Annotated in this window: 12 protein-coding genes; all 12 read right to left on the reverse strand. The window is 46.2% G+C overall.

All coding sequences use genetic code 11. The annotated features are described in order from the left end of the window. Positions 1–56: 56 nt before the first annotated feature. Positions 57–533 (reverse strand): hypothetical protein, encoded by a 477-nt coding sequence (locus tag FS628_RS00810; RefSeq protein ID WP_145317683.1) that lies wholly within the window; start codon positions 531–533, stop codon positions 57–59. Beyond that, a complete protein-coding gene (locus FS628_RS00815; protein WP_145317686.1) occupies positions 530–2,548 on the reverse strand; it encodes an alpha/beta hydrolase family protein in 2,019 nt (672 codons plus the stop codon). The genes FS628_RS00810 and FS628_RS00815 overlap by 4 nt, the downstream gene beginning before the upstream one ends. A gap of 21 nt (positions 2,549–2,569) precedes the next feature. After that, a complete protein-coding gene (locus FS628_RS00820) occupies positions 2,570–3,499 on the reverse strand; it encodes an ABC transporter permease (protein ID WP_091030896.1) in 930 nt (309 codons plus the stop codon). Positions 3,500–3,515: 16 nt separating this feature from the next. Further along, complete coding sequence (locus FS628_RS00825; protein WP_091016560.1) at positions 3,516–4,433, reverse strand: ABC transporter permease; 918 nt, start codon at positions 4,431–4,433, stop codon at positions 3,516–3,518. 101 nt (positions 4,434–4,534) lie between these two features. Next, entirely contained in the window at positions 4,535–6,100 is a 1,566-nt protein-coding gene (locus FS628_RS00830; protein ID WP_145317689.1) for an ABC transporter substrate-binding protein, read from the reverse strand. Continuing rightward, complete coding sequence (locus FS628_RS00835) at positions 6,097–7,308, reverse strand: M20 metallopeptidase family protein (RefSeq protein ID WP_145317691.1); 1,212 nt, start codon at positions 7,306–7,308, stop codon at positions 6,097–6,099. The genes FS628_RS00830 and FS628_RS00835 overlap by 4 nt, the downstream gene beginning before the upstream one ends. Then, positions 7,305–8,057 carry a FadR/GntR family transcriptional regulator gene (locus FS628_RS00840; protein WP_145317694.1) on the reverse strand — a complete coding sequence of 251 codons (753 nt, stop codon included), beginning with the start codon at positions 8,055–8,057 and terminating at the stop codon, positions 7,305–7,307. Before FS628_RS00840 ends, FS628_RS00835 begins: the two co-directional genes overlap by 4 nt. Positions 8,058–8,334: 277 nt before the next feature. Then, positions 8,335–9,048 (reverse strand): glycosyltransferase, encoded by a 714-nt coding sequence (locus FS628_RS00845; protein ID WP_145317697.1) that lies wholly within the window; start codon positions 9,046–9,048, stop codon positions 8,335–8,337. 173 nt (positions 9,049–9,221) lie between these two features. After that, positions 9,222–10,319, reverse strand: a complete 1,098-nt coding sequence (locus tag FS628_RS00850) for a Gfo/Idh/MocA family protein (protein ID WP_145317700.1) — start codon at positions 10,317–10,319, stop codon at positions 9,222–9,224. A gap of 12 nt (positions 10,320–10,331) precedes the next feature. Continuing rightward, positions 10,332–11,255 (reverse strand): AraC family transcriptional regulator, encoded by a 924-nt coding sequence (locus tag FS628_RS00855; RefSeq protein WP_260870891.1) that lies wholly within the window; start codon positions 11,253–11,255, stop codon positions 10,332–10,334. A 24-nt stretch (positions 11,256–11,279) separates the two neighbouring features. Next, positions 11,280–12,284, reverse strand: a complete 1,005-nt coding sequence (locus FS628_RS00860; RefSeq protein ID WP_186327679.1) for a Gfo/Idh/MocA family protein — start codon at positions 12,282–12,284, stop codon at positions 11,280–11,282. A 526-nt stretch (positions 12,285–12,810) separates the two neighbouring features. Continuing rightward, positions 12,811–13,335 (reverse strand): DUF5412 domain-containing protein, encoded by a 525-nt coding sequence (locus tag FS628_RS00865; RefSeq protein ID WP_260870972.1) that lies wholly within the window; start codon positions 13,333–13,335, stop codon positions 12,811–12,813. Positions 13,336–13,350 lie beyond the last annotated feature (15 nt).

Below are 13,350 nucleotides of genomic sequence, written 5' to 3' on the forward strand. Positions count from 1 at the left end.
ATTTCTACCTGTACATAGCAAAAAAACCGCGATCATCGCGGCTTTTGTTGGTCATATTAAGGGAACTTCAATTGAATACGGACAGGAATGTGGGAGGATAACTCGCTCTCTCTGCTGTGTTCTTCCACTGCTGCTGTTTCTTCTGCTTGCACGATCCATTGTCTACCAATTAATGATTGCAGCAATTCGATCTCCTGTGCAGTCAGATGTATGTACCTCAGTGACAGATCCTCCTGAACATAATCCCGATCCACCTTACGGTCAAACCGGAAATCGAGCAATCTCTTCAAGCCATTAATATGCAAAAACTTGAACTCATAACCTTTACGTATGGCCTCTTCCCAATCGTCTCCGATATCAGCTGCTGTCTGTAGTCTTTCATCAAAATCCATCACGGATTCCTTAACCAGAGTCAGCAACTGGGCGTAGTCTCGACGTTGTAACCATTCAATAATTACCTCTTCAGGAGCCCCACTTGTCAGAACATTCTCTACAAGAAGGCCTACAGGAATGGACAGCTGAATCCGACTCATTCCTCACCCTCCTCTTTACCGAGATACTGATTGAACCAGGCATTCACCTGTTCGAAGCTATCGATCCGAAGTGAAGGTTTACCGCTTTTCAGCAAACTGTGGTTGGAGCCCGGATAACGAATCAGTTTGGTCTTTTTGCCGTATCGTTTTAGTGTGGTATATAATTCCTCCGCTTGCGCAATCGGTGTCCGATAATCCTGCTCTCCGTGCATGATCAGAAGTGGCGTCTCAATGTGGTGTGCATGCGCAAGAGGTGAGCGGGACCACAGGAATTCAGCGTTTTCCGCCGGATTACCACCAATGACTCCTTCGACATAGGAAATTCCAATATCGCTCGTTCCATACATGGACAACCAGTTGGAGATGCATCGCTGAGTTACAGCCGCCTTGAAACGGTGGGTATGCGCCACGATCCAATTCGTCATCACTCCACCATAACTGCCACCGGCTACACCCAAACGTGATTCATCAAGAAAATCATAGGTAGCCAGGGCATAATCAACAGCTTCCATCAGATCCCGATAATCACCTCCGGCAAAGTCACCACGGCATGCTCTGGCAAACTCCTGACCGTATCCCATACTTCCACGAGGATTAACCCATAACACAGCGTACCCTTGTGCAGCGAGTGTCTGCATTTCATGACTGAATGTTCCCGTATACATCGCATGAGGTCCGCCATGAATCTGCAAAATCAGTGGGAGCTTCCCATTGGATGCACGTACTGCCGGTGTGGCTAACCAACCTTGAATCGGCCATCCATCTGAAGATGTAAACTCAACACGAGCAGGCACATTTATGGCTAATTCGGCCATGAATTCGTCATTTCGGCGGGTGAGTCTGAACATTTCACCACTGTTGATATCCACGCGGTATAACTCTCCAGGATGTTCAGCGGTCAAGGCAGCGATAACAAGCGACGTACCATCTGATGTTAAGGTATACTGATACACATCCTTCTCACCATCGCCCGTAACGGATTTACACTCTCCATTATCTTGAATATGATACACATCCACATTCCCGTTCTGTGTCCCAAGTACATATACACCAAGTTCCGAATGCTTATTATCCGTGAGTGGAGAAGGAGAAGCAGCTGCTGACTTCATATCACCAAGCGCCGCGTTACCAAGCTGCATATCTACTTGAGGTGCGATTGGCCTGGGTATACCTCGATGAACGGGGACTGCATATAATCTGTTGTGACTCCCACTTCCGTATTTGCGATCACTCGCGATCAGAATCAACTGTTGTCCATCGGGTGAATAGGAGAACTGGCTTACCGCCAGGCTGGAATCCGTCACTTTGAAGAGATCACTTTCTCCCAATCGAATGCTGTATACATCGGTAAAGTGCAGCAGATCCGCATCGAGTTCCTCATCCTCCACTTGCTTGGATATGAAGGAAAGGTTCTGGCTATCTGGCGACCACGTCGGAGCACTGATATTCCATAGCCCGGAAGTCACCTGCGTGATCTTCCCGCTTTCGATCTCATATACAAACAAATGGCTGTATTGACCATCCCACCATCCGGAACCTTCCGCCTTCGGCGTTGTTCGTTCGAAGACCTTACCTCGCAGCAGGGGTGCAGACTCTTGATGCACTTCAGCCTTATTTTGTTGCTCCTCGAATTGAGCTTTACTGGTGAAAGCAATGTACTTCCCATTCGGAGACCAGATATAACTCAATATTTTACGTGCGGGAGGTATCAGCATGACAGGCTCTTTTTTATCTGTATCGAGCGTCCATAGTCCTTTCCCCCCATCCTCTGAGCGAATGAATGTGAGCTGTGTCCCATCCGGCGACCACGCAGGCGAGGAATCCTTCGTGCCATCTGAAAGTGCAATATCTTCATCACCATCGAGGGAGATTCCCCGAATCTGTGTGTTATATTCGTTTTTATCCTGATCTATGGTCTGTTCCACATAAGCCACTCGTCCGTTCCGACTGATCACTGGCTGACTGATCCAACGATAGTGACGCAGATCCTCCGGCATAATTGGTCTTTGGTTCATATTCATGGCTCCCTTCTCCGTTTATTTATGGGTTGTCTCCGTACGTGGATCAAGCACATCACGTAGCCAATCTCCAAGGAAAATAACACCGAGTACGGTAAATGTAATGGCTAGTCCCGGGAATGTAGCGACCCACCAGCTTGTTGCAACGTATTGTCTGCCATCACTGAGCATGCCTCCCCAGGACACATCGGGTGGTTTGATACCCAGACCCAGGAAGCTGAGTGAGGCTTCCATAATAATTGTCGTGCCGACATTCATACCGCAGATTACGATAAAGGATGAAAGGATATTCGGCAGAATGTGTTTCAGAATCAATCTTCCGTTCTTGGCTCCAATCGATCTGGCCGCATGAACAAAATCACGCTCTTTGATACTCAGAACCTCACTTCTGACCACACGGGTGAATGGAACCCAGTTCGTCACACCGATCACAAAGATCAGCGTCGTAATACCCGGGCCAACAATCGCCATCACAACGAGCATGAACAGAATGGTCGGAATCGCCATGAATGCATCACCTACACGCATGATGACGGCATCCAGCCATTTCCCATAGAATCCGGATACCAGCCCCAGAATGGCGCCAATTATTCCTGACACAATCACCGCACCCATCCCTACAATTAAGGAAACCCGGGCACCATATACAATTCGGCTCCACATGTCTCTGCCCAGATTATCTGTTCCCAGCCAGTATTCAGCCGTCCCGCCCTCAAGCCATGCAGGCGGTTTAAGACGGTTGAGCGGATTAACTGCTGCCGGATCATGACTCGTCAGTAGAGGTGCACCTATGGCAATTAACACAACCAACAATACAAGCACAGCACCAAACATTCCGGTCTTGCTGATGATCAGTTGTTGCCAGATATAACGAAATCCCGTTGGTGCACGCCCATTGTCTTGTTCCTGTTCTGTACCCGGAATTGGCATTTCATTGCTGCCTGTCATATGATTGCACCTCCTTCTAGTCGTATTTGATGCGCGGATCAAGTAGCCTGTAGGCTACATCCGTCAAGATGTTGATTACTACAACGATAACCGCAATGACAAACACCGCTGCTTGTACAATCGCCATATCATGTGTGTTGACTGCAACGACCAGCAATTGACCCAGTCCAGGCCAGGAGAATACCGTTTCCGTAATCAAGGTTCCCCCGATCAGACTTGTAAACTGCAAACTCATTATCGTCACGACCGGAATCAGTCCATTGCGAAAAGCATGTTTTACAATGACAACCATCCGGCCAAGCCCCTTGCTGCGGGCTGTTCGAATATAGTCCTGGTTCAGAATCTCCAGCATGCTGGAGCGAATCAGCCGGGTCATCTGCGCAGCCAGCCCGACGCCAAGCGTGAATGCCGGCAAGATCAGATGTGACAATCCTCCACGACCTGAGACTGGCAATACACCCAACATGACGGAGAACAAGAGAATAAGCATAATCCCCATCCAGAAGTTCGGCATCGCCTTACCAATAACGGATATTCCTGAAATAATGAGATCGGTAAATGTATTACGTTTGACAGCTGAAATGACACCAAGTGGAACAGCCATTAGCACGGCAAAAAACATAGCCGCTACCGCCAGTTCAAAGCTGGCAGGCAACCTCTCCAACACAAGCTCTAATGCAGGCTGATTGTAGCGAAAAGATTGACCAAAGTCTCCCTGTATTGCACTGCCCAGAAACTTCACGTATTGCGTATATAAAGGCTGGTCCAAACCAAGTGCCTGTGTCAAAACAGCACGATCTTCAGCGGTAGCCGTTTCAGGCAACATTAGCGCGACCGGATCACCGGTGACTCGAACCAAAATGAACACAATTAATGAAACAATGAACAGTACCGGAATGATCTGCAGTAATGACTTAAGTACGTATTTGCCCATTCCTTGTTCACCTCCCTTATTAAAAAGAACGGCAGGAACATGGTTATCCAGTCCCTGCCGTTCACGGCCTATCTTTTCAATGACCGGTGTTATACCCGATATTACTGTGCAACAGGTGTAATCTCGTCAGCATAGAACATCTCGTCACTGCGCGGCGCGAAGTTCACTTTAGCATTTGTTCCATATACACCTTCCATTTGGTACAGATAAACGGCTGGACGCTCTTCAGAGAAAATCTGCTGTACTTGCTGATACTCTTTCTCACGAGACGCAGGGTCCATGTTTACCAATGCAGATTGAAGCAGTTTCTCTACTTCAGGATTGTTGTAATCCGACTCGCCTTTTGCTTCTTCCAACATATAACGATTGTAGTTATTCGAAGCATCGAACAAGGAGTTACCGATACCGATCATGAAAATTTCTTTGAATGATTTGGAACTGTAACGTTCACTGAATGCACTTGCTTCCAGGACATCCAGATTGATTTTGAATCCGGCTTGTTCCAGCATGGCTGCAACAACTTCAGCTTGTTCTTTGTACTGTGCAGAAACGGAGATGGTCATCTCTGCTTCACCTTCTGCATAGCCAGCTTCTTGCAGGAGCTGTTTGGCTTTTTCCTGGTCATAGAGTGACGTTTTGTACAATGAAGGATCAGCACCGAAGTTGCCCGGAGTTACAGACGTGCGGGTTACGATACCTGCTCCGCCGGCAATGCTGTCCACAATGCCTTGTTTGTCGATAGCCAGGTCAATTGCTTCACGAACTTTTGGATCAGCTGTGATACTGCCTTCTGTCTGGCGGAAGATCAACTGAAGCACACGCTGGATTGGCCCTTTGACAATCTTCTTGTCTGCTTCGCCTTCGATCCGTGCAATGTCAGTGGATGGAATGGAAGACGCAACATCTACACCACCAGCAAGCAATTCGGATACACGTGTGGAGGCTTCAGGAATAACGCGGAATACCACTTCATTCCATTTGGGTTCACCGTCGAAGTAGTTCTCGTTTTTCACAAGTTCCACACGATCATCTTTGGTCCATTTACTGAACTTGTAAGGGCCTGTGCCTACCGGTTGTTTCAGGAAAGCATCAAACCCGTTGTCGGCAATATATTTTGCTGGCAGAATGCCTGCTCCCATTTTGGACAAACGATTCAGGAGCAATGGATCTGGACCATCCGTGATAATATCTACGGTATAGTCATCCACCGCTTTAACTTCTACGATATTTTTGAAATAGCTGTACTGCTTGAGTGTCTCATCTTTGGCTACGCGCTCCAGCGTGTATTTTACATCTGCTGAAGTGAATGGATCGCCGTTGTGGAAGGTCACACCTTCACGCAGCTTGAATCTCCACGTTGTATCATCAACCTGATCCCATGAAGTCGCAAGTCCCGCAACTTTTTTCTGTTCACTGTCATTTTTGATCAGATAATCGAAAACGTTAACCAGAACTGCCTCACTGGAGGTATTATTGTTGTTGTGTGGATCGAAACTCTCGATATCTGTAGCTGCAGCTATAGTCAGTGTTGTACTTGCGCTTCCACTGCCCGTTCCTTCTGTTGCGGAACTATCATTCGTGCTTGTCGTTTTTCCTCCGCATGCGCTTAGAACCATTACGATTGCCAGTAACGTGATCCACAAGCCAGTCCATTGTCTTTTTTTCATTGTGATTGCTCCCCCTCAGAAGTTGTATTCCTTGCCAAAAATTCAAGTGCTACTGCAGACAACATGCCCACACCATAAGGCATCGCTGTCTCATCGAGATCAAACATGGGATGGTGGAGTGGATAGCGAGTACGTTCCTCATCATTACCAGATCCTAGTCTGAAAAACACACCCGGAATCTGTTCACAATAAAACGCGAAATCCTCGCCCCCTGTGGAAGGTTTGATATAGCTCCATCCCTTCTGCGCATTAACCCGATCACAAGTCTCTGTTAGCAGGTCAACCATGCCGAGATCATTCACAACAACAGGGTAACCATCGCCGTAGACGACCTCGCATCCTGCTCCGAAAGAATCGCAGACCCCTTTAACAACCTGCTCGATCAAAGCTGGCATCCGTTCACGAATGGCAGGTGAGAGTGTACGAACCGTACCGATCATCTCCACTTCCGGGGCGATGGCTGTTCCCATATAACCTCCCGTGATTTTGCCAATCGTAACTACTGCGGGCTCAAGTGGATCGACCATCCGACTGACGATATTTTGCAATGCGGTGATGACCTGAGCGGATACCGCAATCGCGTCAATGCCCTCATGCGGACGAGCTGCGTGGCCACCCTTGCCGAACACCTTGATAATCAAGGGATCCGCTGACGCGAAGGCAACGCCCTGACTTACGCCCAAGGTTCCCGTGTCCTGTCCAGGTGTCATGTGTAACCCTGCTATTGCATCGACCTTCGGATTCTCCAGAACACCATCCTGGATCATGGCTCTTGCACCTGCAAGTCCCTCTTCTGCTGGCTGGAAGATGAATTTGATATTGCCTGATTTCGGTCTTCCAAGGCCAGTGAGCAGCTGAGCTGCTCCCATCAGGATGGAGGTGTGAGCGTCATGTCCACACAGATGCGCTTTACCTTCTACTTGCGAGCGGTATTCCACAGCTTTCTGATCCTGAATTGGCAGGGCATCCATGTCTGCGCGCAAGGCAAAGGTTGGTCCATCAGTCTCTCCGCGAAGCAGGCCTGTAACCCCGGTCTTTCCGACATTGCGTGTAACTTCGAGTCCCAGGCTTTCCAAATGCTCGGCTACGATGGAGGATGTGCGATGCTCCTCATAACCGATTTCCGGATGCTGATGTAAATCTCTGCGCCAAGCGCTTAACTGAGCTTGCAGTGGCTGAGCCAGCAGTATTAGTTCTGAACGATTCATTCGCTGTCATTCCCTTCATTTTCATCCGATTCAGAAACCAAACGGGCATAGATCGCGTCAGCCGAGAATTCGATATGTCTTTTCATCGTCTCCCGGGACTTGATGCTGTCATGTGCTTTCAGTGCTTGAAGAATCTCCATATGTACACCGTGATTGACGGAACGTATCCGGTCATCATAAGGCATCAAGTCCAGCGCCGGATTAATTTTGGTCCGAATCTGTCTGACGGCTCTCTCGCAATACGGATTGCCAGACGCTTTGGCGATGGTCAGATGAAATTTCACATCCAGCGCCCTGAACCATTCCCTTGTACACTCTGGCTCAATACTTTGTTCCATATAGCCTTCAAGCAGCTCCAGTTCGCCTGCGGTGATCCGCTCAGCAGCCAGGAAAGCTCCCTCTGGCTCGATGATGGTTCGAAATTCAAACACCTTCAGCATCTGTGACCAATCTCGTTTAATTTCTTCTCTCGTGCGCTTATGCGAATTGGCTGTCAGAGGCAATACAAACGTACCGCCTTTGGCACCCACCCGTTTTTCAATCAACCCTTTGTCTTCCAGTGAAGAGAGTGCCTCGCGAACAGTAATGCGGCTTACGTTAAAAATCTCTGCCAGATCTCGCTCGGCCGGAAGTTGTTCTTCACTCATTAATTCTTTCAAAATAATGGCTTCTTCCAGTTGTTCTCTAATGAATTCACTAACCTTTTTGGTGGATACTTTCTCAAAACGAAATGAAAACGTACTGGACATCTAAACACTCCGATCTGTATATGGTCTAGACCTTATACCATTAATATAATTCCGACTAAACTTATATGCAATACTTTTTTTCAAGTAAATTCATAAAACTTTTTTTCACGACCTCCAAATTGAACCATTTTGGCACAAACTGGGCAAGAAAAAAGATGCATCTGCACTCGGCAGAAGCATCTTATCCTTCGTTATTTGGCGGCACTCATGGTAATTATCAATTCAAATTGAAATTATCTACATAGACCACTACGATGATAGAACAACCTTCTGTCCTCTACAACTTCTTATTAGCATAGGGTCTGAAATCCTCCGTAACTGCAAGTTTTGTGCTTCCCTCCAGGTAAAAGCTGTCATCTGCTCTCCAGGTATGACTTTTTTTGTTCTGTCTGCGGTGATAAACATAATTGTAAGGAGAGGTCGCGTACGCTTTGAATCCTCTCTTTCTGCATTGTCTGAGGAAGGTTACATCTTCCCCAATAGAACGGTCCGTGAAGCGGACTTTTTTCAAAACCTCTCTTTTGAACAGCAAGGTTCCGCCTTGTACGAATTCAACCGGTTTATTCTTTTCTGAGGGAGATCTGACCAACAATGTCTTGGACGCGCCCAAATAGACGAGACACGAATGTTTGCCCACAATATCACTTTTGGTCCGTTTAAGTTCTCTCACCTGTTCTGTTAAATAATACGGCGAGTAGTAGTCATCATCATCAAATTTGGCAATCATTGAAAAGCGAGCCCTGGTTATTCCGGCGTTCAGGCTTTGTCCTAGCGAAATGCTCTCCGGAATTTTATATACATGAACATTCGCATATTTTCGAACCCGGTTTTGATATAATGCCAGATTCATACTGTCATGATTCAGGACAATGATCAGCTCTTTGCTTTGATAACGCTGGCGACTGTAATTTTGCAGAATGTTGTCAAAAAATTGCGGTCGATTGGTACACACAACAATGGAAACACCGTGACCCGTTTTTTGTTTAGTCAAGACATACCCTCTTTTCAGCTCATTTTTCTCTCATCATATGTGCTGAAATAGAGTATGGTATGGACCAATAGCTAGTATCCATAACACCAAAAACCCTCTGTCCCCAATAACGGGACAAAGGGTTCTGTAATCTAATCCAATCCAATCTAATCTATCCTTTTTTCTGTTCTGTTCTATGCTTCGCTAGCGTTATTCAGATATACAGCCTTCCCTGTGCGAGCAGATTCATAGAGTGCTTCCAGAATTTGAGATACAACTAGCGCTTGTTTTGGTGTAACCACCGGCTCCTGATCGTTCTCAATCGCCTCAATCCACTTTCTCATCTCGACATCCGGTGCGCTCTCGCTCTTACCATCGTAGAAAGCTACTCCGCCAGCACTCAGTTCAATCTCGTTGGTATATAGACGGCTGAATTTCTCGCCATTGATGCGCAGTCCGTTCTTCATATCCGCACCCGCTTCGCTGCCGCTCAAGCTACATTTGGCCTCATCCACATCCAGTGAGTTCAGCGCCCAGCTGGATTCAAGCATAATCGTTGCCCCATTCTCCATCACAATCATGCCGAAGGCCGAGTCCTCTACCGAGAATTGTTTCGGGTCCCACGGGCCCCAGGCATTGGCCGCATTTTCACGTTGTGAAAGCTCATGATAAGTCGTGCCGAGAACAACCTTCGGTTGATAGTTATCCATCATCCAGAGCGTCAGATCGAGTGCGTGCGTACCAATATCAATCAATGGACCGCCACCTTGTTTCTCCTCATCCAGGAAAACACCCCAAGTTGGTACTGCTCTACGTCTAATCGCATGTGCTTTGGCAAAATAAATATTACCCAGTTCACCAGCTTCGCACAGCTTCTTCAAATACTGACTGTCTTCTCTGAAACGATTATTATACCCAATCGTCAGTTTCTTGCCGGTACGTTCTGCCGCTTCCAGCATGAGTTGTGCTTCAGCAGATGTCTTCGCCATTGGCTTCTCACACATGACATGTTTGCCTGCCTCCAGGGCAGCAATGGAAATCTCGGCATGAGAAATATTCGGCGTAAGTACATGCACAATATCCAAAGACGCATCCTTAAGCAATTCCTGATAATCCGTGTAGACTTCAGCATCAGTTGAGCCATATTTCTGCTTGGCTTCATCTGCACGTTCCTGAACGATATCGCAGAAAGCCACCAGTTCAACATTATCTAGTTTACTCAGACTCGGCAGATGTTTACCATTCGCGATTCCACCACAGCCAATAATTCCGATACGATATACTTTACTCATATATATTCACCCTCACTTAAGTATTGGTTGTTTCATTTTACGAAAAGCCGACGGGGTCATCCCCAGACGTTTGCGAAATACAGCATGCAAATAGTTGGCATTATTGAAGCCTGAAGCGAGAGCGATCTGTTCAATGGATACATTACTTTCCTCCAGATTGCGGCACACGGCGCGCAGACGAATATCCTCCAGTACGCGGCTGAACGGCATCTCCGGCTGTACTTGATAGAAGATTCGCTGCAATTGTCTGCTGCTGATATGAAGTTTCTCCGCTACATGTTCCAGCGTGACCACTGTAGGATGATTCGCCTCCATATACTGCACTGCATACTCATAGCGATACACCGACATATCCCGGACAGGGGCTTCCGGTCGATCCCCCCCGGTGTCGTATGCTCGCACGGTTTTGAGTAATATGCTGATAACCAGTTGCTTGATCGACGTATAATAACCTAACAATTTCTGATCACATGCCTCATAGGCTTCCAAAAAGCAATGCATTGCCCGATGATAATCATTCACCGGAGTAAGCGGAAGCGTTCTCAGCTTTTCAATCGTTTCCTCTGATTCTGCTGCTTCCCAGGGATCGACATGCTCTCTTGGCTTGTGAACGATATCCACATGAAGACATAGTTCATCCATATCCTCTTTGGCATCCGCCTCCTGATAATGAACGACACCCGGTCCAGTCAAATAAAGCATACCTTCAGAGAGTGCATGTGTCTGTTCATCTAGAATGACTTTGCCTTTCCCTCTGGGGATAAAATGAAACTCGAACTCCGCATGATTATGGAAATCCACAACTCGGCCCGCTGGAAATGAAGTCAGATGAAATCGCATCACACGAATCTCATAATGTCCCCATACCATTGAAATATCCAGTCTCTCCAGGAGATCCTGCCGTTCAAGCATTTTCTCATAAGGATACAGGCTCAAGAGTGCATACCTCCTTAATAAAACTTAAGCCTTCAACTCATTCAGAGCGATTCTGCGCCCTTCCTTGGCCGAGAGATTCGCAGCTTCCATCAACCGGGTCAGCTCCATAGCGATCTGCACGTTTTCAGTTGCATCCGTATCATTTTGTATATGTGCGACCCATTGATTGAATGCGCTTTCTCTTTGATCTGCCAAAGGAAGTTCAGTCCAGTCATCATATTGTCCCTGTGCTGCTTTCGTACGAATCAATAGCTTTTCTTCGGGTGTTCCGTACAGAAGCGTACCTTCCGTACCATGAACCTCAATCGTAAATGGAGAATGGCTGTTCACAAAACCGGCTTCGACAACGCCGACTGCTCCAGAATCCGTGAACAAGGTTGCGACCGCATTATCTTCCACTTCTTTGCCTGTAATATATCCGAAGTTCGCATTAACCGCTGTTACTTCCTGACCCAAAAACAGTTTGGCCAGATACATTGGATGGCAACCCAGATCAATCAGCGCACCGCCCTGACAATCCTTCAGATCATAGAAGTGTTCAGGCAACCAGTTGGAAATCGCTCCATCATGCGATAAACGTGCTCTAACATAAGTCACTTTACCAAGTAATCCCTGGTTAAGCACATCCTGAATCGTTAACGTATATCCTGCATTCAGACGTGGCAAGGAGACTGTCATCTTGACCTTGTTTGCCTTCACCTCATCAAGGATTCTGTTGGATTCCGCCTGTGTCGACGCAATAACCTTCTCCGTGAAGATGTGTTTACCTGCTTTTGCAGCAGCGGTGATCACTTCTTCATGGATGCAGGTTGGCGCATCTACAATAACGGCATCGATGTCATCCTTGGCCAGCATATCTTCGAGTGAAGCATAGTATGGTACGTTTAAGCGTTCAGCGGCTTCCTGTCCCCGCTTGGCATCTTCATCCCACACGGCTACGATGTCCGTGTCCTCATGTTCCTGTGCCTGCTTGATGTAGTCCCATGCATGAACATGCCACATGCTAATTTTTCCAATTCGAATGGTCACGGTTGTCTTACCTCCATAGGATATAAGTTGAACCTGTAAAATTTACACTCAGCCACTCCGATTGCAGTACCATCTTCCGATCACTGTTATCCCCGTATTTTTTGAATCCTTTCTTAATGGAGAAAATCCGGGGAAAGCGTATGCTTCCGATGTAGCTTTCTTTCAGAAAGCTTTTAGGTGAACGCTTCGCTTCTACAGATCGGTTCTGCACTCTTCGTTTGCGTGTAAATGTTACAATCATCTTATATAATATTCTGACATTTATCTATAAGTTATCACAGACTTAATCTATTTTTAATAGAAACTCACGACAATAAATGTATAAAATCGCGACATGTTTATCTTCTTTTAAAATCATTCAGTTCAATCCCTTATCGTATCTTCAGCGGGTATCGACTTATATGAGCTATACTCATCTGATGATGAGCACTTCTCTTCAACTTTTTATCGAAACGCAAAAAAAGCGAAACTCCGCAAAAGAATTTCACTTTAGATATCAGTTACTTTCAAAGAAAACTTTATAAGTTTAAGGGCTACGGCGTACAGTTTCACCGTATAATAAATTAACTTTTTGATCATTAATTGAAATTGTGTGGTTATCGACCCATTCCAAGTCTACCTGATCTGTTTTTCGCTCATAGTAAAATACTCTTTTAAACCAAAGAGGTCCTTTCAATTCCCCCACAACTCCAAACGATCCCATGGCTCCAGCGTCAGTTTTATAGAAATTTATTGTATAGTGTTTATCTGGTGAATGCGTAGTCGTAAGTAATTCTTTTGATCCTGAAAACATCGATGTAAATGACAAAGCACCAATAAGTATGAAGATTAATACTACAGAGAGAGCCATCGAGATCCAACTTCTTACTTTAGTAGACTTGTTCGATTTATCTTTGAAGCCAAGTAAAGCTAGAGCCAGTCCTAAAATAGAAAGAATTAGTATTACATAGTTTGGAGGACTAACTAGCCATTTATTATTCATATGAGAATATAGTGAGTACATCGAAACAAAGCACAAAATTAGGACTAAAAACAAAGCAATCCAGCTCATTTTTTTCACTAAAAT

The sequence above is a fragment of the Paenibacillus xylanexedens genome, from assembly GCF_007676705.1.
GTDB lineage: Bacteria > Bacillota > Bacilli > Paenibacillales > Paenibacillaceae > Paenibacillus > Paenibacillus xylanexedens_C.

Bases quoted from the DNA above. Each gene is read 5' to 3' on its own strand.
- FS628_RS00865 (WP_260870972.1), bottom strand. From the start codon at position 13,335: ATGAGCTGGATTGCTTTGTTTTTAGTCCTAATTTTGTGCTTTGTTTCG.
- FS628_RS00850 (WP_145317700.1), bottom strand. From the start codon at position 10,319: ATGAGTAAAGTATATCGTATCGGAATTATTGGCTGTGGTGGAATCGCG.
- FS628_RS00810 (WP_145317683.1), bottom strand. From the start codon at position 533: ATGAGTCGGATTCAGCTGTCCATTCCTGTAGGCCTTCTTGTAGAGAAT.
- FS628_RS00830 (WP_145317689.1), bottom strand. From the start codon at position 6,100: ATGAAAAAAAGACAATGGACTGGCTTGTGGATCACGTTACTGGCAATC.
- FS628_RS00840 (WP_145317694.1), bottom strand. From the start codon at position 8,057: ATGTCCAGTACGTTTTCATTTCGTTTTGAGAAAGTATCCACCAAAAAG.
- FS628_RS00825 (WP_091016560.1), bottom strand. From the start codon at position 4,433: ATGGGCAAATACGTACTTAAGTCATTACTGCAGATCATTCCGGTACTG.
- FS628_RS00835 (WP_145317691.1), bottom strand. From the start codon at position 7,308: ATGAATCGTTCAGAACTAATACTGCTGGCTCAGCCACTGCAAGCTCAG.
- FS628_RS00820 (WP_091030896.1), bottom strand. From the start codon at position 3,499: ATGACAGGCAGCAATGAAATGCCAATTCCGGGTACAGAACAGGAACAA.
- FS628_RS00815 (WP_145317686.1), bottom strand. From the start codon at position 2,548: ATGAACCAAAGACCAATTATGCCGGAGGATCTGCGTCACTATCGTTGG.